The organism is Paeniglutamicibacter sp. NPDC091659, from assembly GCF_044756805.1.
Lineage (GTDB): Bacteria > Actinomycetota > Actinomycetes > Actinomycetales > Micrococcaceae > Paeniglutamicibacter.
Window position 1 is genome coordinate 205,273 of sequence record NZ_JBIVTO010000003.1, and the last position, 26,142, is coordinate 231,414.

The window sequence follows — 26,142 nt, forward strand, 5'->3', positions numbered from 1 at the left end:
GGGCGGCGTGCACTGTGCGGCACCACGGCTTTCCCGGGGCATGCCCCGGGGCCCGGCGGGATTCGGCAAAGTCCGGGCCGAGGGTTTTGCGGTATGGATGCGGGATTAGTTGCGCGTAAACGTGGTAATCAAGGTCGCGTTTGACCAGCCAGTGCCGCGAAGGGTGCGGGTTCCCGCCGAGTTGTCGGCTTCCGCGACCATGAACAGCCAGGGCAGGCCTTGGCTCGACGCCGAAGCCGCCAGATTGGCGATGATTGCGGAGCGGAATTGTTCGGAGTTGCTGCTGGACATGATCTCGGGCTCGCTCAACAGCGCAAAGCCCTTGGCAAAGCGGATGCGGCCGCGTCCCGCAGGCGCATCGAAATCCGCAATTTCCACGACGTCGTAGTCATCCATGGGCGCCTCGAAGAGTGTGGCGGTCTCCGGGATGCTGGCCACTTGTTCCACGTCATCGGTGGTGGCAGCCAACAGGACATGGTGCCCCTTGATGCTCCATCCGTGGGCTGCCAGCTCGCCGATAACGGTTTCATCGGGCGTTCCAAGCAATGTCAGCTGTGCGGCGCGCCCCTGGGCGCGTTCCGACAGCAGGTTGTTGAGGGAAGGTACCTCGTCGCGGGCCGGCCACCAGCGGAGTATCTCAAAGTCGCCGTTTGCGGTACCCACGCTGTGCAGCTCGGAGGAGGTGTCGTTGGTGATGGTGCGATCCTTGAGCGGCGCAAGTTCGCGGACCCAACTTGGAAGATTCTTGGGGTCGGATGGCATTCGTTGTCTCCTCATATATCTGCTGAAACCAGGAAGCCAGTAAAGGTGCTGAAGCGAACCGCAATGGGTTGAGCCGGATTGCGATTTCCCCTCGCCTGACTTCAATTTCGACTCTACGCCTCATGGCCTGCCTGTGTGGATCGACATGTCCGCAGTGCGAGACCGCAACCCCGAGCCTGCGGGGTCGGTCCCCTGGAATCAGTTCGCCGTGCGCACCAGCGAAAGCACGTCGTCGAGGATCGTCCGGACCACCGGCATGCGTGAAAGAACAACCAGGCGAGCAACGACCGGCGCCACGTTTTTCACGAGTCTGCGGCTTCGTTTGGCCTCGGGGGAAGAATCATGGGCCCAGAAGATGAAAACGCCGCGCTGGATGAGCCACAGCAATTGGGGAAGGTCCTGCCTGATGGCCAACGGGGGAAGCGGCCTGGATGCGCTGACAACCTGGCGCCACAAACCGAATTCCTGTGCCCGATGGGTATCGCCCGGGTCCCCCTGCGGTCCGGAAAACGCAGTGCGAATAAACGCAGGTCCAAACTCGTGAAACGGGGCCATGATATCGAGGTTCTTTTCCAGGGCCAGGCGCACATTTGTCTCAAGGTTGTTGCCCTCGACCAACAGCGGCCACGTGGCTGCGCGATGTTGCTCGGCAAGACCGCGATAGAGCTCGTGGACGATCGCATCCTTGGACTCGAAGTAGTAGTAGGCATTCCCCAGCGAAAGGCCCGATTCCCTTGCAATGGCACGCATCGTGGTTCCGGAAAAGCCATCTTGGGCGAAGAGCCGGAGGGCGGTGTTTAGCAACAATTGACGCGTTTCGGCGCCCTTTGCGGTTTGCTGCGCCACGTGACCCCTTGATTCATTAGGCATGTAGACCATCATAGTGGTTTTTGAACATGTTCAATAAGCTGATTTCGTGGCGCAGGTCACGTCTGGGCGGGGTAAGCGTGATCAAAATTGCGTGCAGCGGTCGGAAAGCGCAATTGATCCCTAAAAACGCCGTGGGATACTTGAACCTCAAGTGCTAATACAGCGAGTGCTCCAAGTGGCCCGCAATCGACCCCCGAAACATGTTCAAATCGCGGGGAAGAATGCTGCCCCGGAGTGACTTGGCGAACCACTTCTTCGATTGGGTATAACCATGGGCGAAATTGCCGCCTCACTTTCACAACGTCCAAAGGCTTCGCGCGCGGTTTTCGCGGCTGCAGGAAGCCCCTATTTCTCCACCGTCCTGGCCTTGATGGCAGTGGTTGTCATTCTTTCCAACATCGGTGCAGCCAAGGGAGTCACCTTTGGCCCGATCGTCACCGACGGCGGATTCTTCCTCTTCCCGCTGGCCTACATCCTGGGTGACGTCATCTCCGAGGTCTACGGATTCAAGGTCGCACGCCGGGCAATCATCACGACCTTCGTGCTGGCAGCATTCTCCACGCTCTGCTTCTGGATCATGATCGAGCTGCCAGCGGCTGAGTGGTACGACGGGCAGGAAGCACTCGAGCGCACCCTCGGCCCGATCTGGCTCATCGTCCTGGCCTCGCTGCTGGGCTTCCTGGTGGGCCAGACGCTGAATTCCCTGGTCCTGGTCAAGATGAAGGAGCGTTTCGGAGAACGCGGCCTCGTCGGCCGACTGATGGGGTCCACGGGCGTAGGCGAGTTCGCCGACACCCTGATCTTCTGCTCCATCGCGGCATCCGTCATCGGGATCACCGACGCGCCCACGTTCATCAATTACGTGCTGGTCGGATTCCTCTACAAGACGGCAGTGGAATTCGCGTTCGTTCCCGTGACCGCCTTCGTCATCCGGTGGTTCAAGCGCCGCGAGCCAAGCTACTCGCTGGGTGAAAACGAACCCGCAACTGCATAAGGCGGCAGCCCCTTCCGGGCGGCAATCCACTCACAGCACTGGTGAGTGGATTGCCGCCCGTTGCGTTTGGCCGGCGGTCGGGACTTCCCGAACCATGCGGCCAGCTGCTTCGGTTAACGTGGGCGACACCGATCGCGGGGCTTCGGGCCGCCCATGCAAAACTGGAGAGCGTTCCGGCCTTGACCCGGACCCCCAATTTGCTTGAGCCGAAAGGACCGCCTTGGAGACCCGTGCCGAGCGCCCGCCACTAAGCCTTTTGGCGATTCTGCTGACCGCGGTGGGTGTTGCCCCGATCCTGAGCTACGGGCTGAGCGCCACGAGCGACCTTGTCATTTCCGACCTGGGTATCAGCGAGGCGCAGTTCGGGCTCCTGGCCACCGTGTGCTTTGCATGCGCCGCGATCGGCAATGCGGTATTTGCCAAATTCACAGACGGACAGCCGGACAAGACGCTTCTGTTCGTGGTGTTTGGCATGGCCGCCTTGGCCATGGTGCTTGCGGCGATCCCTGGCGGATACGTGCTGCTGTTGGTGGCCTCCGCAGTTGCCGGGTTTGCCCAGTCGTTCCCGAACGGGGTGACGAACAGGATCCTGGCCGAGCGCGTCCCTGCCGACTATCGCATCGGATGGACGGGGGTGAAGCAGTCCGGCGTGCAGGCCAGCCAGCTGGTGTCGAGCCTCGGTTTCCCGGTGTTGGCCGCGTGGATCGGCTGGCACGGGGCCAGTGCGGTCGGAGCCTTGGTTGCCGCGCTGCTGGGAGTGGTCGCCGTCCGAATGATCTCCACATTTCTGCTGGTGCCGGCCGAACCCCGCCCGGCCCAACGGGTGGCGGCCGGTGCAACGGTGCGGCCGGAGTCCAGCACCCGCTTCGTTGTTTTTGCCTTGGCCATCTTCGGGTTCGTGAATGGCGTGGGTGTGCAGGCGACAAATGTGTACCTGCCGCTCTTTGCCGTGCGCGAACTGGGCTTTTCGCTGGTGCTTGGCGGGCTCACCGCCGCCGTGGCCGGAGCCATCGGGGTCAGTGCCCGGGTTGGCTGGGGGCGGATGATGAGCCGCGGGGTGTCCGCGCCGAAATTGCTGCTGCTCCTGGCCGTCATGGCCACCTGCGGTGCCGGGGCATTCCTGGTAGCCGGCGCGACGGGCTTCGCCCCGTTGCTGTGGCTCGCCGTCACATTGCACGGCGCCTCGGCTCTGGGCGTCTCGGTCGTGCTGATGGCCAGCCTCTTGCGCAGCGTCCCCGCAGCCTCCATGAGCTCGGCCACCGGCTGGGTTTCGGCCGGGCTGTTCGGAGGGTTCACGATCGGACCCCTGGGCATGGGGGCGCTGATCGGCTCGCCGGGCGGGTTCGCTGCCGGGTGGATCGCGGTGGGCTTGACCTATCTTGTCTGCGTGGGGCTGGGGCTGTACCTGGTGCTTCGACGACGTCCCTCTGCATCGAAGGGTTAGGGTTCTCGCGGGTCGGGACTGCCGGTCCTGGCTGGGGAAGGACGACTCTCTTCGGCGCCCAGGGCAAGGTGCCGTGGCCATCGTGTGGGTGAAAATGGCCATCGGCCACCCACGCACTTCGTGCGGGTCGAAAACGGGCTGCGGTTTGGATTTTCCCTCTTGGGCAGTTGGGTGCGCGATGTCGCACGCGTCGATCTGAGGATGGCTTCAAGAATATATATTGCGCGCAACTTAGTTGTGTGCAACCATGTTAAGCATGTCAATTGTCGATGAAATGGTCTGCTTCTCGTTGTACTCGGCCACGCGGGCCACCACGAGGGCCTATGCGGAGCTGTTGGCTCCGTGGGGCCTGACGTATCCCCAGTACCTGGTCCTGGTGGTCCTCTGGTCGGAAGGGGACAGGTCGGTGAATGAGCTTGGTGAGTTGCTCCAGCTGGATTCCGGCACCCTTTCACCGCTGCTTCGACGCATGGAGGCAAAACTCCTGATCGAGCGCAAGCGGGTTCATGAGGACAACCGAGTGGTCACCATCGTGCCGACCCGGCGGGCCAGCGAACTTCGGAAAGAACTCGGACACATTCCCATGAGCATTGCGTGCGCCACGGGACTTCCCGACGCGGCTTCGGCCCGTGAACTCATCGACACCTTGCAAAAGCTCACGGTGGCCATGAGCCAACTGGGCAAGAACAACAGCTAGACACCGAGCGCTGACATATTTCACGCCCGTTTTTGGCGGCAACAATGTTGGCCGCATTCAAGACCCTCGAAAGGCACAAACCATGAACGCCATTTACACAGCCGAAGCGCTCTCCACCGGACAGGGCCGCGAGGGCCGCGTCGCCACCCCGGACGGAAGCATCGATCTCGCCATGACACCTCCCCGGGAGTTGGGTGGATCGGGTGCCGGAACCAACCCCGAGCAGCTGTTTGCCGCCGGATTCGCCGCATGCTTCCACTCCGCGCTGCACGCCGTTGCCCGCAGCAGGAAAACCAAGGTCGAGAATTCGAGCGTGGGCGGACGCGTCACGATCGGCAGCAACGGAGAGGGTGGCTACCAGTTGGCCGTCGTGCTCGAAGTGGTCATTCCGGACATGCCGCACGAAGAGGCCCGGGAACTCGCCGATGCCGCACACCTTGTCTGCCCGTATTCCAACGCCACCCGCGGCAACATCGAAGTCACGGTGCTGGTATCCGATGACTGACCCGGCGAAAGGGTTCCTGGGCCGGTCCCTGGAAGCCCGGGTGCCGACCTCACGCACGCGTTCGAGTGCACGGATCGCCATGGGCGGACTTTTTGCCGGTGCCGGGATCAGTCACCTGACATTCGCTCGCGGGGAGTTTTCGGCGCTGGTGCCGGCATTTGTCCCTTTCAAGGCCGACGCAGTGGTTGTTGCCTCAGGGGTCATTGAAATTTCCCTGGGGGCGGCGTTGATCCTGCTGGCCAAGCGGCGCGTGCCTCTCGGTTGGGCTGCAGCCCTCTTCCTGGTTGCGGTATTCCCCGGCAACATCTCCCAGTGGATCCACGCCCGTGAGGCTTTTGGCATGGATACTGACTCCAAGCGCTTCGTCAGGCTGCTTTTCCTACCGCTGTTGGTTGTTGCGGCGCTGTGGTCCACGGCCGCTTGGCGGGATCGTCCGCTCGCCGGCAGTCACTAGGTGAATCTCCCATCGGAGCAGGAACGGCCAAAGGCCGCCCTGCCCGAGGGCGGCATCAAAGAACGGCGGCAGGGGATGCCACGTCGGTTTGTCGACGTGGCATCCCCTGCCGCCATTGGGTAGTCGTTAGGCCGTGGTGACGAGCACCGGGAGCCCCTGCGGGTCCGGATTGCCCGCGTAGTACTCGGCCATGACGCGTTCCTTCATTTCGTGGAAGGTTCCGTCCTCGATGGCCTGGCGTGCGTCGTCGACCATCTTCACCACGAAGTGCTCGTTGTGGATGGAGATCAGCGTGTGGCTGAGGATCTCCTTCGACTTGAACATGTGCTGGATGTAGGCGCGGGTGTAGTTCGTGCAGGTGTAGCACTCGCACCCCTCGGCGAGCGGGGTGAAGTCCCGCTTGTACCGGCTGCCCGAGAGGTTGAAGCGGCCGTGCGGGGTGTAGAACGCCGAGTTGCGGGCCACCCTGGTGGGGGAGACGCAGTCGAAGGTGTCGGCGCCGTTTTCGATGGCCGTGAAGATGTCGTCCGGCTCGGAAATGCCCAGCAGGTGGCGCGGCTTGTTCTCCGGGAGTTCCTCCGCGCACCAGCCCACGATGGTGCCCAGGTTTTCCTTCTCCAGGGCCCCGCCGATGCCGAAGCCGTCAAAGGCCATGGCGCCGAGGTCCTGGCAGGCCTTGCGGCGCAGGTCCTCGTACTGGGCGCCCTGGATGACGCCGAAGAGTGCCTGGTATTCCTTGCCGACGCGGTCGTCGGTGAGGTTGAAGTGCTCCCGGACGCAGCGTTCGGCCCAGAGGCGGGTGCGTTCCAGGGATTCGATCTGGTAGCCGCGGGAATTCTGCAGCGTGGTCAGCTCGTCGAACGCGAACATGATGTCCGCGCCGATCTCGTGCTGGACCTTCATCGAGATCTCGGGGGAGAAGCGGTGCTTGGTGCCGTCGAGGTGGGACTTGAACCAGACCCCGTCGTCGTCCACGTTCGCCAGGCGTTCCTTGCCCGGGGCCACGGCGTCGTCGGGACCGGACTGGTCAACCGATTTCATGTCGATGACCTTCTTGAATCCCGAGCCCAGGCTCATGACCTGGAATCCGCCCGAGTCGGTGAAGGTGGGGCCGGACCAGTTCATGAACTTGCCCAGGCCGCCGGCGGCGTCGAGCAGGTCGGAACCCGGCTGCAGGTACAGGTGGTAGGCGTTGGCCAGCACGGCCTGGGCGCCGAGCTCGGCGACGGCCTCGGGCAGGATCGCCTTGACCGTGGCCTTGGTGCCCACGGCAATGAATGCGGGGGTCTTGATCTCGCCGTGCGGGGTCTTGATGACACCTGTGCGCCCGAGCGACTGCGAGCCGTCGGGGTTGGTCAGCCGGGTTCCGACCTCGAAGGAGAAATCGGTTTGGCGTGAATGGGGCGCTGTGGGGTCAAAAGAATCGTGGGGCACCTATCTAGTGTGCCGCATGGTCCGGCGATAGACGGAAAAACGGGACGTGCGGTGGCTCACCGTCCGCTGGTTAGGTCTTTTGCGCGCGGCGTTCGCTGCCGCACGGTCGATTCGGCGCGGCGATGGCCGACGGCTGCAAGCTGGCCTCACAGGTCAAGCTTGTCCGGCACCGGGAAGAAGACGCGGTGGCCGGTGTCCTTCAGCTGGGTGATCTGGAACGTGAGTGGTTCCAGATCAGTGACCGGTCCGCCGCTGAGCGTGTAGCTTTCAGTCTCCTGTTCGGGGTCTCCGATCTTAAGCATCTGGACGTTTTCCGCGGTGATGCCCTGTTCCAGGGCTGCGGTGCGTAGCTTCGCAAGTTCCCGTCCCAGGTCCTTGTCCTCCGGGCTGCCCGTGGTCACGGTGCACGCCAAAGCGGCATCGGACTGGCTCGCGGCTTCAAGCAGGATCTCCACCGCCGTTTTGGGTGTGGCAACGCCTCCTCCGCCGTCGAAGGAATCCGGGATGGATTCGCCGCGGTCTGAGTTGGCGGAGCACCCGGTGAGCGCCATTGCGGCCAGAGCGGCGACCGCCGCTCGTTGCATCCAAACCATTGGACTTCCTTGACTGGACATGAGTCGCCAGAAGCGGCGTCTGGATTGCCGATTGCCGGCCGAACGAGTCAACCCTCGCCCGTGAAGCCGAAAATGCGGGCGGCACTAGTGGATGAATGCCTTGAGCACAACGACGCACACGCCCAACAATGCGGTCCCGAGTCCCACCCTGAGGCGCTGCGACGTGTTGCTGGTCCACGCGCCGGATGAGAAATACCCCAGAAGCCCCAGCAAGACCGCGTCCACCCAGAGCGCGGTCCACAGGGCGACGTCGTCACTGATCAGGTTCACCACGCCCAGCAGCACGATCCCCAGCGGCACCACCGCGGCAATGAGCAGTCCCGCCGAATGGGCCAAGGCATGGCGGAACGATTCCCTGAACGGGGCCTTGGCGTCGGCCACCACGCCCATGTGTGACACCGCCGTGGCGAAGGCGTGGGCCAGCCAGAAGACCACGACCGTCCCCAGGACCTTGATGAAGACCTCGCTCGAGGTGGCATCGTATTGGTTGGTCACGAGGAGCAGGGCCGACACCATGACCAGTCCGTAGACCGCGGACTCGGAAAAGAGATCGGCCTTCTGAAGCTTGTATCCCACTGCGCCCCCAGGGTGGTTGAGCCGCCGACCGAAACCAGACGTCGGAAGGTTGATTGAGTCTAGCGCGGAAGGGCACCTGGACAAGGCAATCCGGCGTCCGGAATCCAGCCGACCAACGAAGACGGGTCCGGCGCCGCCCGCAATGGGCGGCGCCGGACCCGGACCGGGGAAAGGCTGCGGACGCCAAGTGGCCTGGCGCGTTGGATCAGCCCCGCAGATCGGCCCGATCGTGCTCTTCCTCGAACTTTTCCAGGTCCCGGCTCAACCCCGCGAAGACTTCCGGCTTCTTCGAACGCAGGTGGGCGCCGTAGGCAATTCCGCCGACCAGGGCGACCAGCAGCAGGATCGGCAGCAGGGACACCGCCAACGCATCGGAGCCGGCCAGCAGCGGGAAGTTCCAGATCGCCATGACGACGATCAGCAGCAAGCCCAGGAACCCCAATCCCGGGGCCACGAACGTGCTCAGCCAGCGCGGGTCGGATTCCTTCCGGAAGTACACCACGATGGACAGGGCCGCCATCAGCTGCAGCACCAGGATGCACAGGGTTCCGAACCCGATCATGGTGGGAACCAGGGAAAGGATGGGATCCAACCCGGACAGCGCGAATGCGCCTGCCACGGCTCCCGCAAACACGGCGTTGATGATGCCGGAGGTGCGCGGCACCCCGTTGGGCAGGGTGGCGCCCAACGCCCGCGGCAGCACCCGGGCGCGCCCGAGCGCAAACAGGTAGCGCGTGGCGGCGTTGTGGAAGGCCAGCAGCGCGGCAAAGAGGGAAACCAGCAGCAGGATCATCATGGTGTGGGTGAGGAAGCCGCCCAGATACTGTTCGGAGAGGCTGAAGATCAGGTCCCCGGATTCCAGGTGTTCCAGGGCGACCTCTTGCGCCTGGAAGGCACCCGTCGCGCTGACCACGGCCCAGGTGGTGAACGCCATCAGCAACCCGATGGTGGTGATGGCAATGTAGGTTGCCCGCGGAATGGTCTTGAGCGGGTTCTTGGATTCCTCGCCGAACAGCGCCGTGGCCTCGAAGCCCAGGAAGCCCGTGGAGGCCAGCAGCAGGCCCACGCCGAAGGACCCCGTCATGATGACCTTGGGGCTGAAGACCTCAAAGGTGAAACCGTCCTGGAAGAGCACCGAGAAGTCGAAGACCATCAGGATCAGGATTTCCAGCACCATCGCGACGCCCAGCACCTTGGCGCTGAAGTCGATGCCGCGCTGGGCAAAAAGGAAGGCCACGACCAGGGAAACCAGACCCCAGACGAACCAGTGGATGTCCAGTCCGAAGAGGTCGGCAATGATGATCTGCATGAAAAAGCCGCTGGTGCCGATGGCCCCGGCAACAAAGAAGTTGTAGCCCATGGTGGCAATGAATCCGGCGACCAGTCCACCGATGGGTCCCAGCCCCTTGACCACGAAGGCGTAGAACCCGCCGGCGTTCACCAGCTTCTTGGACATTTGCGCGTATCCGACGGCAAAGAGCAGCAGGACGGCCGCGACCACCAGGAAGGAAACCACCATGCCACCGCCGTTGCCCAGCGCGATGGCCATGGACGCCACCACGATCACGCCGGTCAGCGGCGCAACGGCCGCCAGGACCAGGAACACGACCCCGGGTACCCCCAGTGCGTTGGCCTGCAGTTTTCCGTCCTGGCTGGCGGCCGCGCTTCGCGATTCATTCATCTGGAGTACTTCCCCTCAAGTAAGTGGTGCCCGAATGCCTCAACCAGCTAAGTCTGTATCGCTTTCGATCACAGGGGCATGACGTTGCGCGCACGCGGCTTGCGGATCAGCGCAGAGTCTCGGGAAGCTGCGCTCGCCGGAGGGGCTGCAAGGGGATGTGCCCGGGTGCTTCCCGTCGTGATGACGGGAGCGCCCGGGCATACCCGTGTGGCGGGTGGCCACCAGAGCGGACTCATGCTTGGGGCGCTGTTGCCTCCACGGCCGCCAGGGCATCGGCGAACGCCGTGACCAGCATGTCGACCTGCTCGGCATTGATGACCATGGGCGGGCGCATCTTCAGCACGTTGTCATCCGGCCCGATGCGGGAAACCAGCACCCCGTGTGCCTTCATGTGTTCGATCACTGCCTTGGCGCCGTCGGCCCAGGGGCTGCCGGCGGCGTCAACGATCTCCACGCCGAAGAAGAGCCCGGTGCCCTTCACCGCACCCGCGTTCGGGGAAGCGGCGGCCACGCTTGCCAGCGCCTGTTTCGCCCTGGCACCGAGAACCTTGGAATTTTGCACGAGGTTTTGCTCCTCCATCACCTGAAGCACGGCCATGCCGATCGCTGCGGAGACCGGGTTGCCGGCGAAGGTGTTGAAGTACATGTTGTGGGCGCCGAACTCCTCGAGCAGTTCGGTGGTGGTCACCACCCCGCCCATCGGGTGCCCGTTGCCCATTGGCTTGCCCAGTGTGACCAGGTCGGGGGAGATCCCGTGGAGCTGGAAGCCCCACATTGCCTCGCCCGTGCGCCCGAAGCCGGACTGGACCTCGTCGCTGATCACCAGTCCGCCGGCGGCGTGCACGCGCTGCACCAGGCCCGGGACGTAGCCGCGCGGCACCCGGTTCAGTCCCTCGGTGGAGAACAGCGGGTCGAAGAGCACCGCGGAAAGCCCGAATCCTGCATCATTCAGCGAGGCGATTGCCTCGTCGACCTGGGCCAGGGCCCGCGCCGTGAGCGTAGCCTCGTCCAGCCCGTCGGCGTGTTCAAGATCCGGAATGTGGATCGGCCGGGCGTGGGCACCCAGGCCCTCGCGGGTGCTCAGCCCGGTGGTCAGCTCGGCCAGCGACGTGGTGTTGCCGTGGTAGCTGAAGTCGCTGATGAGCACGCCGCGGTTTCCGGTGTGCTGGCGTGCCAGGCGCAGCGCCAGCTCGTTGGATTCGGAGCCGGTGTTGGTGAAGAAGACCTTGTCCAGGGGTGCCGGGAAGGTCGCCAGCAGCTTTTCGGCGTAGTCCACCATGGGTTCGTTCAGGTAGCGGCTGTGCAGGTTCAACGCCATGCCCTGCTTGCGGGCGGCCTCGACCACCGCGGGGTTGCAGTGGCCCACATGCGGGACGTTGTTGTAGCCGTCCAGGTAGCGGGTCCCGTCCGTGGCGGTGATCCACACGCCTTCGGCGGAGGACAGGAAGAGCGGCTCGGAGTAAAAGAGCGGGGAATGCGTGCCGACCGTCGCATGGCGGCGGGCCAACAGGTTGTCGGTGGATGATGTGGTCATGTCCAGTCCCTTCGGGTAGTTTTCGGCAAGGCGCAGCACCAGCGGCAGCAGGTTCTCGGTGATGAAGCCCGAATCGTCCTGTCCCTCGCGTTCGGCGGCCCAACCCAGGTAGCTGGCCCCGCGGGCCAGGCGCAGCGCCGGCCACAGCTTCAGGTGTTCGGGGTCCAGTTCCCGCACCGATCGATACCCGGCGAACAAGGCGTCCTGGAATCGGCCGTAGCCCGGGTGGGGCTGGTACCAGAAGAGTGCCGTCACCAGGTCAAAGAGGAAGTAGCCGGGACCGAAGTCGTCGAAGTCGATGATCCGCAGCGCGCCGTCAGCCACCAGCACGTTTTCCGGGGTTGCATCGGCGTGGATGGCCCCGTACCTGTCGCCGGCGGTGCCGAAGGCGGACAGCTCGGCGCCCGCCGTCCCCAATGCGCCGCGCAGCAGCGTCCGCTGGGCGTCGTCCATGCCGGACAGCGCCAGCGGATCGCCCCAAAGCGGAGCGGGACCCGTCAGCCCGGCGGCGTCCCAGGCTCCGCGCGAGGCCGAGGCTTCCGGGTCAAGGGTCACGGCCAGGTCGTGCAGCCTGGCCAGCTCGGCGCCCAGCTCTCGGAACGCCGCAGGCTCCAGGTTGGAGGTGCCGGCGAGCCCTTCGTCGATGGAGCCCATCTGCGCCGAGCCCTCGATCCATTCCTGCAGGTCCAGCTGGCAGTCGCGTCCGAAGGCATCCGCCGCGGAAATGAACAGCCTGCCGTCCTCCGCGCGAATGGGCCGGGGGACATGGATGCCGCGTGCGGCCGCGGCCGCCAGGAAGTCCATTTCGGCCCCGATCTGTTCATCGGTGCGCAGCCCCGGCCGGTGCAGGCGCACCACCAGGTCGGGGCCGTCGGGAGTCGTGAGCCGGTAAACGAAGTTCTCCCGGTGCTTGAGCAAGTCAAGCACCACGGCAGCGGGGGCGATGCCGTAGGCGGGCAGTGCGGCACGGACCAGCGCATCGGCCTCGGCCAGGGTGATCGAACGCAGATCTGTGGTGGTGTCCATGGTGTTCTCTTTCGCGGTGGGAGGGGGAACGCTGCGGCGCGTTCAGTGGCGGGGATGGCCGGTGCGTTGGAGCGGCCGGCTCCGGCGGTTACGGCTGGAAGGCAAGCGTGGGCAGGTCCACGATGTGCGCCCCGCCGTCGGCCACGATGGTGGAGCCCGTGATGTAGGAGGATGCATCCGAGGCGAGGAAAGCCACGATCGAAGCCATCTCCGCGGGTTCGCCCGGCCGGCCCAGCGGCACGTTGCCGGTCACCTTGGCGTAGGCGGCTTCCCTGCTCTCGAACCCACCGTCCTTCATCAGCACGTCCATCTCCTCGTCGGCCATGGGCGTGCGCACCCAGCCGGGACACAGCGCGTTCACGCGGATGCCGTGCCGGCCGTAGTCCCGGGCCAGGGATTTCACCAGACCGATCAGCGCGTGTTTCCCGACGGTGTAGCCCGCGGTCTGGGGCGCGGCAAAGAGTCCGGCCAGCGAGGAAACGACAACGACAGTTCCGGAGGCTTCGATGAGCGCCGGCAGGGCGGCGCGGATCGGCATGAACGCGGTGGTCAGGTTGGCATCCAGCGATGCGCCCCAGGATTCGTCCGTCGTCTCGCCCACGGACGAGTATCCATGCCCTCCGGCGTTGGCCACCACGACATCGAGCCGGCCGTGTGCTTGGAGGACCGCTTGGATCACCGCTTCGGCTCCGGCCGAGGTCGACATGTCGCCGGGCACCGCCATGCCGCCGATCTCGGTGGCTACCTGCTGCAGCGGCTCGGCCCGGCGCCCCGTGACAACAACCGTCATGCCGTCGGCCGCCAGCTTCGCTGCCACCGCGGCTCCGATCCCCGTTCCGCCACCGGTCACCAGGGCTACCTTCGGACTGTTTTGCTGCACGGTGTCGCTCCTTTGATCGGGATTTCTGGTGAATGTCGTTTGCCTGCAAGGTTGCCGTGCTCGACACGCCAGAAGTCGCGCCAGCCGGGGAACGCCCATCGAAATTGCAGGCAAGGCTGCCTCTACCTTGAACTATGTCGCATCCAGCAAGGACAACGCTTGGCTTTGAGTGATCACTGATTGACGATCAGCGCATCAAGGAAATCCGGTGGCCCATTGCATCTCCGACCAAATGTGTTTCACTTCCAATGGGGCGGGCGATGGCCTGTGAGGCGTTCGTTGCAGCCGATATTCTCGGTACTTGGGATGGCTGGTACGGCAGCGAACACCGAGATCTGCGGCATGGTGAAGTGCAGGCCGACGAGAAACGGGGATGCCGGAATGGGCGAAAAATTCGGAGGGTTGCTGACCCTGGGCCCGGCGCGTGACGATCACTTGATTGCCCTGCGCACGGGCATCGGAGTGTTCGTCCCGCTCCTGGCAGTGCTGGCGATGGGCCGGCTCGACCTGGTGCCGTTCGTCGTGTTCGGTGCCTTCACCGGCGTTTACGGCCGCGTGCCGGGGTACGCGAACCGGTTGGTTGCCCAGTCCAAGGCGGGAGCGCTGTTCCTGGCCGTCATCCTGCTGGCCGCGCTGTGCTCCACATACCTGGTGGACCATGCGGATCCCGCGCGAGGGGCCTGGATGATCGTCGCGCTGACCACCGTGGTCTCCGGTGTCTGTGCGGTGGCCGCAGGCCTGCTGCAATTGCGTCCCGGCGGGTCGCTCTTCCACATCTTCGCCTTCGCGGCGATCGCCTCGATGCCAACCCAGCCGCCGGTGGCCCAGTCCCTGGGTGCTGCGCTGGTTGCAGTGCTGCTGGCCATAGTGATCGGATTTTCCGGCATTCTGCTACCCGGTTCCAAGGGATGGGGAGCGCGAACGCGCCAGCCTGCCATGTCCAAAGCCGTGCGCACGGCCATCTGGTGGGAAGCGTTCTTCTACGTGATCGCCGCCGGCCTGGCCGGTGGCATCGCCAACCTGCTGGCACCGACGCTGTTCACCGGGCACAGCTACTGGGCCATGGTCGCCGCAGTGGTGCCGCTGGTCGGGCATACCACCCGGCATCGGGTGCGCAGGGGAATCCACCGTGTGCTCGGCACGCTCACCGGCATCGTGCTGATGGCCGCCATCATCGCGTTCCAGCCGCCGGTGTGGGCGCTGCTGGTCCTGATCGGGCTGCTGCAGGTTTGTGCCGAGCTGTTCATCGCCCGGAACTACTTCATTGCCCAGATCTTCGTGACCCCGTTGGCGCTGATGGGCGCCTCGATCGCAACCGGATTGAACACCAAGTTGCTCTACGACAGGGTGCTGGAAACGGTGATCGGCTCGGCGGTCGGTATTGCGGTGGTGCTGCTGGGTTCGCTGTGCGGCAATTGGTACAGGCGCCGCACAGCGAACAAGGACGGCTAGCGGATGTAGCCCACGTGGGCGAGCGCCTGGCGCACCAGGTTCCCGCGACCGCCGGCGAACTCCTCCTGGATGTTCGGGCTCAGTGCCTCTTCCGGGGTCAGCCAGGTCAGCTCGAGCGCGTCCTGGCGCGGGGAGCATTCGCCGCGCATCGGCACGATGTAGGCCATCGCAACGGCATGCTGGCGCTCGTCGGTCAACCCGGTCTCCGAAGGGGACGGGAAGTACTCGGCGACGGTGAAGGGTGCGGGGCTCGGCGGCAGCTGCGGCATGGCCATCGGACCCAGATCCTTTTCGATGTGGCGGATGAGCGCCGCTCGAATCGTTTCGCGGTACACGACCCGGCCCGATACGAAGGTGCGAAGCATTCGGCCCTCCGGATCCGCCGTGAGCAGCAGACCGAGTTCCGTGACGTAGCCAAGGGGATCAAGCCGGACCGGGATCGCCTCGACGTAGAGCATCGGTAGGCGGGCACGAGCCTCGTAGAGGTCTTCGTCTGACAACCAGCCGGGGTATGGATCCGGAGTGCGTACGTTCATGTTCTCCATCTTGGCGTATGGGTGCCCCAATGGCGATCTTGGCGTCGCCGTGTTGTCCTGTGTGTGCCAAGACCTATCCGTGTTCGGGAATGAAATGACGCCCGCGAACGCTAGCATCAAATGTTCCCCGACCGCCAAATACTTCATGGAAGAGGCCACACTTCGTGACCGAGACCAATACCCGGCTCAATCCCAAGGACCTGGCCACCATTACGGTGCTGATCATCTCCGCCTTCATCGTGATCCTCAACGAGACGATCATGAACGTTGCCTTGCCCGTGCTGATGCACGAATTCAAGGTCAGCGAGGATGCGATCCAGTGGCTGGCCACGATCTTCATGCTCACCATGGCCGTCGTCATTCCCGCCACCGGATTCCTGCTGCAGCGCTTCAGCACCCGCGGGGTCTTCCTGCTGGCCATGGGACTGTTCTCCGTCGGCACCCTGCTTGCCGCGGCGGCACCGAGCTTCGCACTGCTGCTCGGCGCCCGCGTGATCCAGGCTTCCGGCACGGCGATCATGATGCCGCTGTTGATGACCACCATCCTTGACCTGGTGCCGGCCCACCGCCGCGGCGTGATCATGGGAAACGTGTCGATCGTGATCTCCGTGGCCCCGGCCATCGGCCCGACGATCTCCGGGCTGATCCTGCAGTTCCTGAACTGGCGCTTCATGTTCCTGATCGTCGCCCCGATCGCGATCGCCGCCCTGATCATCGGCGCCCCGCGCCTGAACAAGAACGCAGAGGCCTCCGGAACGCCGCTCTCGATCCCGTCGATCATCCTTTCCGTCCCGGCCTTCGGCGGCCTGGTCTACGGGCTGAGCAAGCTTTCCTCCAGCGGCCTGGACGCCACGACGCTGGTCGTGTTGGTGATTGCTGTGCTGTCGCTGGTGACGTTCGTGATGCTGCAGCTGAAGCTGCAGCGCAAGGACCACGCGCTGCTGGACATGCGCCCCTTCACCTACCGCCCGTTCACGCTCTCGCTGGTGTTGATGGTGTTGGCCATGGTGGCGCTGTTCGGCGTCATCATCCTGCTGCCGATGTACCTGCAGAACGTGCGCGGCCTGGACACGCTGGCCACCGGCCTGATGCTGCTGCCCGGCGGCCTGCTCATGGGCCTGCTGGCCCCGTTCGTGGGACGCGCCTATGACAAGGTCGGCCCGCGCCCGCTGGTGATCCCCGGCTCCGTCATCCTGGCCCTGGTGCTCTTCGGGTACTCGCGCCTGCTCGGCGCCGAGACCCCGATCCCGGTGATCATCGGTCTGCACCTGACCATGTCGCTGTCCCTCGCGCTGATCTTCACCCCGGCGTTCACCACCGCGCTGAACCCGCTGCCACACTCGCTGCACTCGCACGGTTCGGCCGTGCTCAGCACCCTGCAGCAGCTGGGCGGCGCCGCGGGCACCGCACTGCTGGTCGGCGTGTTGGCTTCGCGGATTTCCGCGGGGGCAGTGGCCGGTAGCGACCCGATCGCCGCACAGATCTCCGGTTTCTCCGCCGGCTTCACCGTGGCCGCGATCTGCGCAGTCGGCATGGTCGTCGTTGCACTGTTCCTGTCCAAGGCCCCGGCCGAGGAACACGCGGAGAAGGCGCACGTCTCGCACTAGATGGGCAAATCCCGCTGACTCGCCGGCCTCGGGCTCTCTTGGCCACTACGGAGAGCGCTAAGCCGGGCCAGTGAGCGCTCAACCACGCGATCTCTTGGGCGCACTTTAGGTCTTTGCCACCGGCCAGGTGGATCCGGTACACCGGATCCACCTGGCCGGCATGTTTCCCGGGATCCTGCAAAATCCGGCTACGACAGACTGCTTCATGGCTGCAGCGTAGCGGCGCAGGGTTTCGGGGCGGAAACCGCTGGCACTTGGCGGTCGATCGGGACTAGCATGCTGCCATGGCCGAGTTGCCGACGCCGGCGTTGGTCGGGCGCGAACCAGAATTCCGCCAGTTGGGTGGCATGGTCACGGCCGCGCGAAATGGCGTGAGCGCGGCTCTGGTCATTCACGGGGAACCGGGGATCGGGAAGACCGCGCTGCTCGACGCGGTGAGCCACAGCGCCGAGCCGGCCGCACTCGTCATCCGAGCCGATGGGTTCCAGTCCGAGTCGGCAATGCCGTACGCAGGGCTCCAACGGCTCGGCATGCCACTGTCCCCGTTTCTCGACCGGCTCCCGCCGGGGCAGCGCGACGCCCTGTACGTCGCCGCCGGAGCGATGCCCGGCATCCCTCCACAGCCGTTCCTCGTCGGTCTCAGCCTGCTCGGGTTACTCAGCGAAGCAGGCCGCGAACGGCCCGTCGTGTGCGTGATCGATGATGCACAGTGGCTCGATGCGGAGTCGTTCGACCTGCTGATCTTCATCGCCCGGCGCTTGAAGGCCGAGTCGGTTGTCCTGCTGATCGCGTTCCGCGATTCGCCCGATCTGCTCGAGCGTGCCGCCGGGATTCCGTCACTTCGGCTTCAGGGACTGGACGTTGTAGCTGCGGTCGAACTGCTCTTGCGCTCCATCGATGAGCCCATCGACCCGCTCTCGGCACGCAACATTGCGACCGCGACCGGCGGCAACCCCTTGGCGCTGATCGATCTCGCCCACGAATTCACGATCCGGCAACTCACCGAGGCATCACTCGGCGGGGAGCCGATCCCGATCGGACGCAACCTGGAATCGCACTATCTCCGACAGGTCCGCGCGCTGCCGCCGGCCACGCAGGAGTGGCTGCTGGTTGCGGCCGCCGAGACGACCGGGAACGTCGACGTCGTGATGGGTGCCGCGGACGCACTCGGTCTCCATGTCGAGGATGCCGCCCCGGCCGAGCTCGCCGGGTTGCTCGAAGTGGGCCGAGGCATCCGGTTCCGGCATCCGCTGGTGCGATCGGCCGTCTACGCGGCAGCACCAGGCCCGGCACGGCGGGCCGTGCACGCCGCGCTCGCGGCCGATGCCGACGGGCGAGGCCTCGCTTCCACTGCCGCATGGCATGTCGCCCTGGCGGTCGTTGGAACCGACGAATCGGCCGCAGCGCGGCTCGAAGCCGCTGCAGCGACGGCCGGCGAACGGGGCGGACTTGCCTCGCGTTCCGCGCTGCTTGGCCGGGCCGCAGCGCTTTCCGCGGATGGACGTCTCCGGGCGGCACGGCTGTTGGACGCTGCGGAGGCCGCCTTGGCCGGGGGTGCGGCGGGGGTCGCTGGATCCCTTCTCGACGGGATTGACGAAGCCCGGATTGACGGCGTCGACCGGGGCCGGATCTTGGGCGCGCGCGCCGCGATCGCCCTCTTTGCTGCGGACCCGGGAGGCATTCGGACCGGCACCCGCGACATGCTCCGTGCCTCGGCCTGCTTCCGTGGCGTCGACGAAGAGCTCGAACACGCGGCCTTGGTGCGCGCATTTGAATACTGGATGGCCGTCGAATGGCAGCTCGAGGGGACCGATCTTGCCGAACTCGGCAGCCGCCTCCGCGTCGCAGCGGAGGAGTCCGAGACCCGGTACACGCCGATACTGCGGGCACTGGCCTCACTCATTCTTGACCCCTATGCCGCGGCGGCGCCGCTGATGCGCGACGCCCTCAGCGCCATCATGGCCACCCCGGACGCCGAGGTGGTCCGGCTGGGGCATACCTGCATCGTGTTCTCGACCGCGCTGTGGGACGCCCAAACCGGCTACGCCGCTTTGACGCGCCTGGCCCGGCTGGCACGCGATGCCGGAGAACTGCTCGTGCTCGATACGATCCTTTGGATCCTCTCCGTCTTTGAACTCGGCCGCGGCAATCCCCGTGCTTCGGGGCAATACATCGATCAAGTCCGGGAGCTACGCCGGGCGATCGGGTATCCGGCCGAAAACGCCGTGAACGCCGGCTATCTCGCCTGGATCGGCACCCCGCTGGCCGAGGTCGAAGCGATAGCGGCGGAGGCCGAGAGCGTCGGTTTCGGCGGCGTCCACACCGCGGCGATGACGGCAATCGGGATCCGAGAGATCGCGGAAGGGCACTATCACGCCGCTTTCGAGCGAATTCGCACGATCGCCGAACGGCCTGCACTGCAGGCGACCTACTACGTGATGGGTGATTTCGTGGAAGCCGCCCACCGCAGTGGGCACCCGCTGGAAGCAGAGCATGCACTTGCGTTCCTCGCCGAACGCGCAGCGGCCAACGATGCGCCATGGCTCCACGGCGTTCTCCTCAGGTCGCGGGCACTCCTTGCCGGTGACGACGAGGCCGAGGCCCTCTACCGTGCCGCGATCGCAAAGCTGTCCGTCGCTGCGGCACCCGGCGACCTCGCCAGGGCCCACCTCCTCTATGGCGAATGGCTCCGCCGCATGAAGCGTCGAGGGGACGCTCGTGGGCAGCTTCAGGTCGCGGCCCGGATGTTCGACAGGATCAGGGCGACCGCGTTCCTGCACCGAGCGCAGGCGGAACTGGCGGCAACCGGCGGCACCGTCGCCCTCGAACCCGGGGATGATGCCCTGGCGTTCCTCACTCCCCAGGAGCTCACTGTCGCGCGTCTCGCGGCCCAGGGACTCACCAACGCAGAGATCGGCAACGAGCTTTTCATCAGCCCGAACACAGTCGACTACCACCTGCGGAAGATCTTCCAGAAGCTCGGTGTCTCCTCGCGTCGAAAGCTTGCCGGCATGATGCCCCGCGGGCTCTGAGCGGTTCAGGACTACGCGTTCCACGTGGTCCGCTTCGACGGGGATCCGTCCATCCTCGAAAGTACAGCTTGCTTGGGACAGAGGAGAAAACCATGCCATACGTCACCACCGAAGACGGCGCCCGGATCTTCTACAAGGACTGGGGCGGTGCGGGTTCGCCCGTGCTCCTGTCCCACGGTTGGCCGTTGAACGCCGACGCCTGGGACGCTGCAGCACTTTTTCTTGCGATGCACGGGCACCGGGTCATCGCCCACGACCGCCGCGGCCACGGACGGTCCTCCCAGACCTGGCAAGGCAACGAGATGGATACCTATGCCGACGACCTTGCCTGCCTGATCGACACCCTCGATCTTCAAGGCCTCACCTTGGTGGGCCACTCCACCGGGGGCGGTGAAGTCGTTCACTACATAGGCCGGTACGGCAACGACCGCATCGCGCGGATCGTGCTTGTCTCCGCGGTGCCGCCCTTCATGCTCCGCACCGACGGCAACCCCGAGGGCATGCCCGTGGAGGGGTTCGACGCCATTCGCGCCGGTGAAGCTGCCGATCGCTCACAGTTGTACCGGGAGCTGGCCGACGGGCCGTTCTTTGGCCACAACCGAAACCACGACATCTCCCAAGGCGTCCGCGACGCTTTCTGGCTGCAATCCATGGCCAGCGGACACCGTGGCGCCTACGAGTGCATCGCCGCGTTCAGCGCGACCGACTTCAGGCCCGACCTGGCGAAGATCGCCGTGCCGGCGCTGATCATCCATGGCGACGACGACCAGATCGTCCCGTTCGAAATCGGAGGCAAGCGTTCTGCGGGGCTGATCGCCGGCGCCACGCTGAAGGTGTACGCAGGTCGTCCGCACGGGCTGCCGGACACCGACCGGGACCGCCTCCACACCGACCTGCTCGAGTTCATCGAAGCCTGAGAGTCAGGAAGACACCATGAACCAGACCACTGACACCATCGTCCTCGTCCACGGCCTCTGGATGACCCCACGAAGCTGGACGGACTGGGTCGCCCGCTACGAAGCCAAGGGGTACCGCGTGATCGCACCCGCCTACCCGGGATTCGAGATCGAAGTCGAGGAACTCCGGAAGAACCCGGAAGTCATCGCCAAGCTGACCGTCCCGGAGACCGTAGACCACCTCGCCGGGATCATCGGGAATCTCGACACCGCGCCGATCATCATGGGCCACTCGTTCGGCGGCACGCTCACGCAACTGCTCTTGGCGCGGGGGCTTGGTTCGGCCGGAGTGGTGGTCAATTCGGCGCCGACCGAGGGCGTGCGGGTAACCCCGCTTTCGCAGGCAAAGTCTTTGCTCCCGGCGCTGAAGAACCCTGCGAACTTCCACCGTGCCGTCGGGTTCACCCCCGAGGAGTTCCACTACGCGTTCACGAACACCCTCAGCCGCGAGGATTCCGACGTTGCATGGGAGAAGTACTCGATCCCGGCACCCGGCAACTGGGTCTGGGCCTATGGACTGCTCGCGAACCTGACGCCGGGCCGGCAGGAAACCTGGGTCGATTACTCGAAGGACCGGGCCCCGCTGCTTTTCATTGGCGGCGAGAAGGACCACATCATGCCGCCCTCTGTGAACAAGTCGAACGCGAAGCACTATGCCAAGTCGCCTGCGCTCACCGAGTACCACGAGTTCGCCGGGCGCGACCACTGGACGTGCGCCGCTCCCGGTTGGGAGGAAGTCGCCGACTATGCGCTCGGCTGGGCCACCGAGCACGCCGGCACCCGGCGCCTTGTCCAAGGCGATACGACCTAGGCTGGCAGGACAGTGGCAAGGCATGCGGTTCGCGCGGATGGGCGACGGACCGCATGCGCTGATCGCGTTCGCTGGACGGTGCATCCCCCGAGGCCCCGCGTTTGAGGCCCCGACCGGCGGGGCGGTAGGGCTTGTCCTTCCAACCTGTTGAATCCAAAGGAACAGCGGTGGCAATTTCAAGGAGGCCAAGGGACTCGAGGTTGGAGGCCCGGACCCGCACCGCCGCACCTTGGAAGATGACAGGCGACAGGCACCGCCGTCCGTTTCACATGGACGGCGGCATCTGATGCGCTTTGCCCACGAACTCGCGGCGCCTCTTGCCGCCTCCGGTCTCGCAATCACTGTGCATCCCGGCCCGGCCGGCCCATTGACTACGCGGGTTCAATGGTTTTGGCAGCCAACGCATGAAATCAAGCATGCCGCTTGGCGCACTCCAGACATCGACACCTAGACGACGACTTCCCCGGTCGGCCGTCCCTCCGGATCCAGCATCCATCCCATGCGCTTGAACGAGCGCACTCCCACGCACGATTCGACGATGACGACCCCCGGCACGCGTGCCGCAAGCCGGGCTTCGATGTCGGCGATGTCGGCGGGGGTGCGCAGCTGCATCATGAAGGTGAAGTTCGCGGCCCCGGTGGTCGAGGCGCACAAGCGCAGCGTGCGGTGCTCCGTCAGGAATGCCGCCACCGCGTCTTCGGCACCAGCCGGCACTCGGGCGAACCACTGAACGACCAACGGGCAGCCGGTGTAGTGGCTGGCCAGTTCGCAGCGCAGGCTCACCATGCCCGTATCGAGTGCGGTTTTCAACGCGCGCCCGGTCGTGGACGGATGCTGGCCGGTCGCCTGGGCGATTTCCTTGGCGGTGGCCCGCCCGTCGCGCATCAGTACGTGCAGCATCGGCCAGAACGTGTCGGGGATGAGGGTCGGCGGGGACGTTGCGGGGTGGCTGAGCCGCTGCAGGGAGACCTTTTGCGCCGGGGAGAGCACGTCCAAGCGCCAGATGTTGCCCGTGGCGAAGAGCCGGGTGCATAGCGATACCTTGATGCGTTGGACCCCAGTGGCATTGCGGATCTGCGGCAGCACCTCCCTCGCCATGGTGAGCCAGTCGGCGGCGAGGCACGTGAGCCGGAAATCCGCGGTGCTGCTCGCGTCGTCAACCGTGAGCACCTGGGAAATGGCGCATAGCTCCGTGGTGGCCTGGTCGATGAGTTCCGGGTTGGCCTGAACCTCGACAAAGGCCGTGCAGTGCTGCTCGGGAAACCCTCCAAGGTGGCCCAGTACCCAGGCCATGCGGTCCTCGCGCAATTTGTTCCAACGAGCGGAGAGTGTGGCGGGGTGTCGACCCAGTGCGGCACCCAGCTCCGCCCAGCTGGCCCGCGGCGCGATCTGGAGCGCATTGACCAGCTGGAGGTCTTCGACGGGTAGTTCCAAACTCGGCCCCCTGGATCCGTGCACAAGATCGCGGTTTTTTGCATGCCTTGCGCAATTTTTATCGAATTTTATCCCATCATCCTGCACATGCCTCAACATCGAAAGTGATACGGATCACGAAACGTGAATCGAAATCACCGAACTACAGGAAGTGAACCCGGGCATGAGCAACTCATCAACCTCAATCCTCCAGGACGCGCAGGAACTGGCGCCGGAGATCACGGCGCTGCGCCACGCGCTGCACCGGGCGCCAGAGGTTGGGCTGCAGCTGCCCGGCACCCAGGAACGGGTGCTGGAATGGCTGGAACCGCTGGGCTACGAGATCACCCTGGGCAAGGACCTGACCTCGGTCACCGCCGTCCTGCGCGGCGGGGCCGCAGCCGACGTCCCCGTCGGCGAGCGCCCCACCGTGCTGTTGCGCGGCGACATGGACGGATTGCCGCTGCAGGAAAAGTCGGGCGTCGAGTACGCCTCGCAGACCGGCGACACCATGCACGGCTGCGGTCACGACCTGCACACCTCGATGCTTGCCGGTGCCGCAACCCTGTTGGCCGAGCGCCGCGAATCGCTGGCGGGGGACGTCGTGTTGATGTTCCAGCCCGGCGAGGAGGGCTGGGACGGTGCCTCGTACATGGTGCGCGAGGGCGTGCTGGAGGCCTCGGGCAAGAAGGTCGATGCGGCCTTCGGCCTGCACGTCATGAGCGCCATGGAGGAAACCGGCGTGTTCACCGCCAAGAGCGGCCCGATCATGAGCGCCAGCGACGGCCTCTTTGTCACGGTGCACGGCGCCGGCGGCCACGGCTCGGCCCCCTTCGCCGCCAAGGACCCGGTCACCGCGGCCGCCGAGATGGTCACCGCACTGCAGACCATGGTCACCCGCCAGTTCAACATCTTCGACCCGGTGGTCATCTCCGTGGGCGTGCTGCGTGCCGGCACGGTACGCAACATCATCCCGGACACCGCATACTTCGAGGCGACCATCCGCTCCTTCAGCAACGAGGCCCACGAGAAGCTCCAGGCCTCGGTCCCGCAGCTGCTGCAGAGCATCGCCCGGGCCCACGGCCTCGAGGTCACCGTCAACTACCAGACGGAGTACCCCACCACCGTCAACGACGAGTCGGAGACGCTCTTCGCACGCAACGCGGTCGAGGAACTCTTCGATGCAACCAGCTACAAGGCCATGCGCGATCCGCTGGCCGGCAGCGAAGATTTCTCCCGCGTCCTGAACGAGGTTCCGGGTTCCTTCCTCTTCCTCTCCGCGCTGACCCCCGGCGCTGACCTGGCAACGGCCGAGTACAACCACTCGCCCTATGCCAGGTTCGACGACTCGGTGCTCTCCAGCGGCACCGCGCTCTACACGCACCTGGCCGTCAGCCGGCTACAAGCACTTCGTGCATCCGCGGCGAACTAACCCGCTCCCTCCCGCTTCTCCCAGGCCAGCACCGAAGGAACCCCACACATGAGCATCACCGAGAATTTCCCCCCGGCAAACGGAACTGACACGCTTCCCGCAAGCCCGCGCCACGCCGAACCCGTTTCCCCGCACGGCGGACCCGCGCAGTCCAAGGCCAAGGCCCTGTTGGGCATCGGGGCCGGCAACGCCGTGGAGTGGTTCGACTGGGCGATCTACGCAACGTTCGCTTCCTTCATCTCCGGCCAGCTCTTCTCCAAGGCGGATGCGACCTCCGCGTTCCTGGCCACCATGGCGATCTTCGCCGTCGGCTTCGTGGCCCGCCCCTTCGGCGGCCTGTTCTTCGGCTTGATCGGCGACAAGGTTGGCCGCAAGGCGGCGATGACCCTCGCGGTGGGACTGGCCTCGGTCGGTTCGCTGATCATCGCCGTCACCCCGACGTACGAGTCCATCGGCGCCGCGGCCTCGCTGATCCTGCTGGTCGCCCGCCTGTTGCAGGGCCTGGCGCACGGCGGCGAGATGCCCAGCGCGCAGACCTACCTGGCCGAGATGGCGCCGGCCCCCAAACGCGGCCTCTACTCCACGCTGATCTACTTCTCCGGCACCGCCGGCATCGTGATGGGCACCCTGCTCGGCGCCATCCTGACCATGACGCTGAGCAAGGAACAGATGGCGGGCTTCGGCTGGCGCATCCCGTTCGCGCTCGGCGCCCTGATGGGCTTGTACACGCTGATCATGCGTTCGCGCCTGAAGGAGACCGAGCAGTTCGAGGAGCAGAAGGCCGCCAAGGCGGCGCAGGGCAACCGCGGACCGTCGGTGTTCTCGCAGATCATTGCCAACTGGCGCAAGGCGCTGCAGGTCATCGGGCTGACCGTCGGGCTGACCGTGGTCTACTACATCTGGTCGATCTCCACCCCCGCCTACGCCATCTCCACCCTGAAGATGGATCCGGCCGCGGCCCTGTGGACCGGCGTTGCCGCGAACATCGTCTTCATGATCGCCCTGCCGTTCTGGGGCAAGCTTTCCGACCGCATCGGCCGCCGCCCGGTGCTGATCATCTCCTGCGTCGGTGCCGCCGCCCTGCAGATCCCGATGGCATCGTTCGTCCGCGGCGAGGCCTGGCAGCTGTTCATCTCGATGTCGGTCATGCTCATCTTCATCGCCGCATCCGCCTCGATCGTCCCGGCCGTCTACGCGGAACTGTTCCCCACCGCGATCCGCACCGTCGGCGTGGCCATCCCGTACGCCATCTGCGTCGCAGCCTTCGGTGGCACCGCTGCCTTCCTGCAGGCGGGCTTCGCCGCCTGGTTCGGGTCGGCCGGCGCCATGGTCTTCTCGATCTACGCCATGGTCCTGCTGCTGGTCAGCGCCTTCACCGCCTACAAGCTGCCCGAGTCCGCGGGCAAGGACCTGAACGGCTAGGCCGCACCGA

General features: G+C 65.3%; 22 protein-coding genes. 12 read left to right on the plus strand and 10 right to left on the minus strand.

Features of this window, described 5'->3' with window-relative positions:
- Nucleotides 1-105 precede the first annotated feature (105 nt).
- Both ACIQLF_RS08465 and ACIQLF_RS08470 read right to left on the minus strand, forming a co-directional pair.
- A complete protein-coding gene (locus ACIQLF_RS08465; RefSeq protein ID WP_400296787.1) occupies nucleotides 106-762 on the minus strand; it encodes a hypothetical protein in 657 nt (218 codons plus the stop codon).
- 198 nt (nucleotides 763-960) lie between these two features.
- Nucleotides 961-1,608: a TetR/AcrR family transcriptional regulator gene (locus ACIQLF_RS08470; RefSeq protein WP_400296789.1), complete on the minus strand. Its 648-nt coding sequence runs from the start codon at nucleotides 1,606-1,608 to the stop codon at nucleotides 961-963.
- Between the two features lie 295 nt (nucleotides 1,609-1,903).
- Between ACIQLF_RS08470 and ACIQLF_RS08475 the strand changes: the two genes are divergently transcribed.
- The 5 genes from ACIQLF_RS08475 (at nucleotide 1,904) to ACIQLF_RS08495 (ending at nucleotide 5,726) form a co-directional block, all read left to right on the plus strand.
- Nucleotides 1,904-2,626 carry a queuosine precursor transporter gene (locus tag ACIQLF_RS08475; protein WP_400296792.1) on the plus strand — a complete coding sequence of 241 codons (723 nt, stop codon included), beginning with the start codon at nucleotides 1,904-1,906 and terminating at the stop codon, nucleotides 2,624-2,626.
- Nucleotides 2,627-2,846: 220 nt separating this feature from the next.
- Nucleotides 2,847-4,070 (plus strand): MFS transporter, encoded by a 1,224-nt coding sequence (locus ACIQLF_RS08480; protein WP_400296795.1) that lies wholly within the window; start codon nucleotides 2,847-2,849, stop codon nucleotides 4,068-4,070.
- Nucleotides 4,071-4,326: 256 nt separating this feature from the next.
- Nucleotides 4,327-4,767, plus strand: coding sequence for a MarR family winged helix-turn-helix transcriptional regulator (locus ACIQLF_RS08485; protein WP_400296798.1), 441 nt, complete (start codon nucleotides 4,327-4,329; stop codon nucleotides 4,765-4,767).
- 82 nt (nucleotides 4,768-4,849) lie between these two features.
- Nucleotides 4,850-5,272, plus strand: coding sequence for an organic hydroperoxide resistance protein (locus ACIQLF_RS08490; RefSeq protein ID WP_400296801.1), 423 nt, complete (start codon nucleotides 4,850-4,852; stop codon nucleotides 5,270-5,272).
- Nucleotides 5,265-5,726 carry a hypothetical protein gene (locus ACIQLF_RS08495; RefSeq protein WP_400296804.1) on the plus strand — a complete coding sequence of 154 codons (462 nt, stop codon included), beginning with the start codon at nucleotides 5,265-5,267 and terminating at the stop codon, nucleotides 5,724-5,726. The genes ACIQLF_RS08490 and ACIQLF_RS08495 overlap by 8 nt, the downstream gene beginning before the upstream one ends.
- Before the next feature lie 126 nt (nucleotides 5,727-5,852).
- Here the strand turns inward: ACIQLF_RS08495 and tgt are convergent, their stop codons facing one another.
- From tgt to ACIQLF_RS08525, 6 genes are all read right to left on the minus strand, one after another.
- Nucleotides 5,853-7,160 (minus strand): tRNA guanosine(34) transglycosylase Tgt, encoded by a 1,308-nt coding sequence (gene tgt / locus ACIQLF_RS08500; protein ID WP_400296807.1) that lies wholly within the window; start codon nucleotides 7,158-7,160, stop codon nucleotides 5,853-5,855.
- A gap of 146 nt (nucleotides 7,161-7,306) precedes the next feature.
- On the minus strand, nucleotides 7,307-7,753 hold the full coding sequence (locus ACIQLF_RS08505; protein ID WP_400296810.1) for a hypothetical protein: 447 nt from the start codon (nucleotides 7,751-7,753) through the stop codon (nucleotides 7,307-7,309).
- 105 nt (nucleotides 7,754-7,858) lie between these two features.
- Nucleotides 7,859-8,350: a hypothetical protein gene (locus ACIQLF_RS08510; RefSeq protein ID WP_400296813.1), complete on the minus strand. Its 492-nt coding sequence runs from the start codon at nucleotides 8,348-8,350 to the stop codon at nucleotides 7,859-7,861.
- A 205-nt stretch (nucleotides 8,351-8,555) separates the two neighbouring features.
- Complete coding sequence (locus ACIQLF_RS08515) at nucleotides 8,556-10,031, minus strand: APC family permease (RefSeq protein WP_400296816.1); 1,476 nt, start codon at nucleotides 10,029-10,031, stop codon at nucleotides 8,556-8,558.
- Between the two features lie 232 nt (nucleotides 10,032-10,263).
- Nucleotides 10,264-12,591: an aminotransferase class III-fold pyridoxal phosphate-dependent enzyme gene (locus ACIQLF_RS08520; protein WP_400296819.1), complete on the minus strand. Its 2,328-nt coding sequence runs from the start codon at nucleotides 12,589-12,591 to the stop codon at nucleotides 10,264-10,266.
- 88 nt (nucleotides 12,592-12,679) lie between these two features.
- Nucleotides 12,680-13,471, minus strand: a complete 792-nt coding sequence (locus ACIQLF_RS08525; RefSeq protein ID WP_400296821.1) for an SDR family NAD(P)-dependent oxidoreductase — start codon at nucleotides 13,469-13,471, stop codon at nucleotides 12,680-12,682.
- 381 nt (nucleotides 13,472-13,852) lie between these two features.
- Here ACIQLF_RS08525 and ACIQLF_RS08530 point away from each other — a divergent pair, with 381 nt between their 5' ends.
- Nucleotides 13,853-14,923 (plus strand): FUSC family protein, encoded by a 1,071-nt coding sequence (locus tag ACIQLF_RS08530; protein ID WP_400296823.1) that lies wholly within the window; start codon nucleotides 13,853-13,855, stop codon nucleotides 14,921-14,923.
- Here the strand turns inward: ACIQLF_RS08530 and ACIQLF_RS08535 are convergent.
- Nucleotides 14,920-15,459 (minus strand): NUDIX hydrolase family protein, encoded by a 540-nt coding sequence (locus ACIQLF_RS08535; protein ID WP_400296826.1) that lies wholly within the window; start codon nucleotides 15,457-15,459, stop codon nucleotides 14,920-14,922. The genes ACIQLF_RS08530 and ACIQLF_RS08535 overlap by 4 nt on opposite strands.
- A 164-nt stretch (nucleotides 15,460-15,623) precedes the next feature.
- Here ACIQLF_RS08535 and ACIQLF_RS08540 point away from each other — a divergent pair, with 164 nt between their 5' ends.
- The 4 genes from ACIQLF_RS08540 to ACIQLF_RS08555 all read left to right on the plus strand — a co-directional run bounded on the left by ACIQLF_RS08540 (nucleotide 15,624) and on the right by ACIQLF_RS08555 (nucleotide 21,865).
- Nucleotides 15,624-17,066 carry an MDR family MFS transporter gene (locus ACIQLF_RS08540; RefSeq protein ID WP_400296828.1) on the plus strand — a complete coding sequence of 481 codons (1,443 nt, stop codon included), beginning with the start codon at nucleotides 15,624-15,626 and terminating at the stop codon, nucleotides 17,064-17,066.
- Nucleotides 17,067-17,350: 284 nt separating this feature from the next.
- Nucleotides 17,351-20,098 (plus strand): AAA family ATPase, encoded by a 2,748-nt coding sequence (locus ACIQLF_RS08545; protein ID WP_400296831.1) that lies wholly within the window; start codon nucleotides 17,351-17,353, stop codon nucleotides 20,096-20,098.
- A 92-nt stretch (nucleotides 20,099-20,190) separates the two neighbouring features.
- Entirely contained in the window at nucleotides 20,191-21,015 is an 825-nt protein-coding gene (locus ACIQLF_RS08550) for an alpha/beta fold hydrolase (protein WP_400296834.1), read from the plus strand.
- Nucleotides 21,016-21,031: 16 nt separating this feature from the next.
- Entirely contained in the window at nucleotides 21,032-21,865 is an 834-nt protein-coding gene (locus tag ACIQLF_RS08555; RefSeq protein WP_400296836.1) for an alpha/beta hydrolase, read from the plus strand.
- A 447-nt stretch (nucleotides 21,866-22,312) separates the two neighbouring features.
- Here the strand turns inward: ACIQLF_RS08555 and ACIQLF_RS08560 are convergent, their stop codons facing one another.
- Nucleotides 22,313-23,299 (minus strand): Lrp/AsnC family transcriptional regulator, encoded by a 987-nt coding sequence (locus ACIQLF_RS08560; protein WP_400296838.1) that lies wholly within the window; start codon nucleotides 23,297-23,299, stop codon nucleotides 22,313-22,315.
- A gap of 163 nt (nucleotides 23,300-23,462) precedes the next feature.
- Here ACIQLF_RS08560 and ACIQLF_RS08565 point away from each other — a divergent pair, with 163 nt between their 5' ends.
- Both ACIQLF_RS08565 and ACIQLF_RS08570 read left to right on the plus strand, forming a co-directional pair.
- On the plus strand, nucleotides 23,463-24,710 hold the full coding sequence (locus ACIQLF_RS08565; RefSeq protein WP_400296841.1) for a M20 family metallopeptidase: 1,248 nt from the start codon (nucleotides 23,463-23,465) through the stop codon (nucleotides 24,708-24,710).
- A 48-nt stretch (nucleotides 24,711-24,758) separates the two neighbouring features.
- On the plus strand, nucleotides 24,759-26,132 hold the full coding sequence (locus ACIQLF_RS08570; protein ID WP_400296844.1) for an MFS transporter: 1,374 nt from the start codon (nucleotides 24,759-24,761) through the stop codon (nucleotides 26,130-26,132).
- Nucleotides 26,133-26,142 lie beyond the last annotated feature (10 nt).

Coding starts and splice junctions, on each gene's coding strand:
- ACIQLF_RS08465 (WP_400296787.1), bottom strand. CDS start 762: ATGCCATCCGACCCCAAGAATCTTCCAAGTTGGGTCCGCGAACTTGCG.
- ACIQLF_RS08475 (WP_400296792.1), top strand. CDS start 1,904: ATGGGCGAAATTGCCGCCTCACTTTCACAACGTCCAAAGGCTTCGCGC.
- ACIQLF_RS08485 (WP_400296798.1), top strand. CDS start 4,327: ATGTCAATTGTCGATGAAATGGTCTGCTTCTCGTTGTACTCGGCCACG.
- ACIQLF_RS08490 (WP_400296801.1), top strand. CDS start 4,850: ATGAACGCCATTTACACAGCCGAAGCGCTCTCCACCGGACAGGGCCGC.
- ACIQLF_RS08495 (WP_400296804.1), top strand. CDS start 5,265: ATGACTGACCCGGCGAAAGGGTTCCTGGGCCGGTCCCTGGAAGCCCGG.
- ACIQLF_RS08505 (WP_400296810.1), bottom strand. CDS start 7,753: ATGGTTTGGATGCAACGAGCGGCGGTCGCCGCTCTGGCCGCAATGGCG.
- ACIQLF_RS08515 (WP_400296816.1), bottom strand. CDS start 10,031: ATGAATGAATCGCGAAGCGCGGCCGCCAGCCAGGACGGAAAACTGCAG.
- ACIQLF_RS08520 (WP_400296819.1), bottom strand. CDS start 12,591: ATGGACACCACCACAGATCTGCGTTCGATCACCCTGGCCGAGGCCGAT.
- ACIQLF_RS08530 (WP_400296823.1), top strand. CDS start 13,853: ATGGGCGAAAAATTCGGAGGGTTGCTGACCCTGGGCCCGGCGCGTGAC.
- ACIQLF_RS08535 (WP_400296826.1), bottom strand. CDS start 15,459: ATGAACGTACGCACTCCGGATCCATACCCCGGCTGGTTGTCAGACGAA.
- ACIQLF_RS08545 (WP_400296831.1), top strand. CDS start 17,351: ATGGCCGAGTTGCCGACGCCGGCGTTGGTCGGGCGCGAACCAGAATTC.
- ACIQLF_RS08550 (WP_400296834.1), top strand. CDS start 20,191: ATGCCATACGTCACCACCGAAGACGGCGCCCGGATCTTCTACAAGGAC.
- ACIQLF_RS08555 (WP_400296836.1), top strand. CDS start 21,032: ATGAACCAGACCACTGACACCATCGTCCTCGTCCACGGCCTCTGGATG.
- ACIQLF_RS08565 (WP_400296841.1), top strand. CDS start 23,463: ATGAGCAACTCATCAACCTCAATCCTCCAGGACGCGCAGGAACTGGCG.
- ACIQLF_RS08570 (WP_400296844.1), top strand. CDS start 24,759: ATGAGCATCACCGAGAATTTCCCCCCGGCAAACGGAACTGACACGCTT.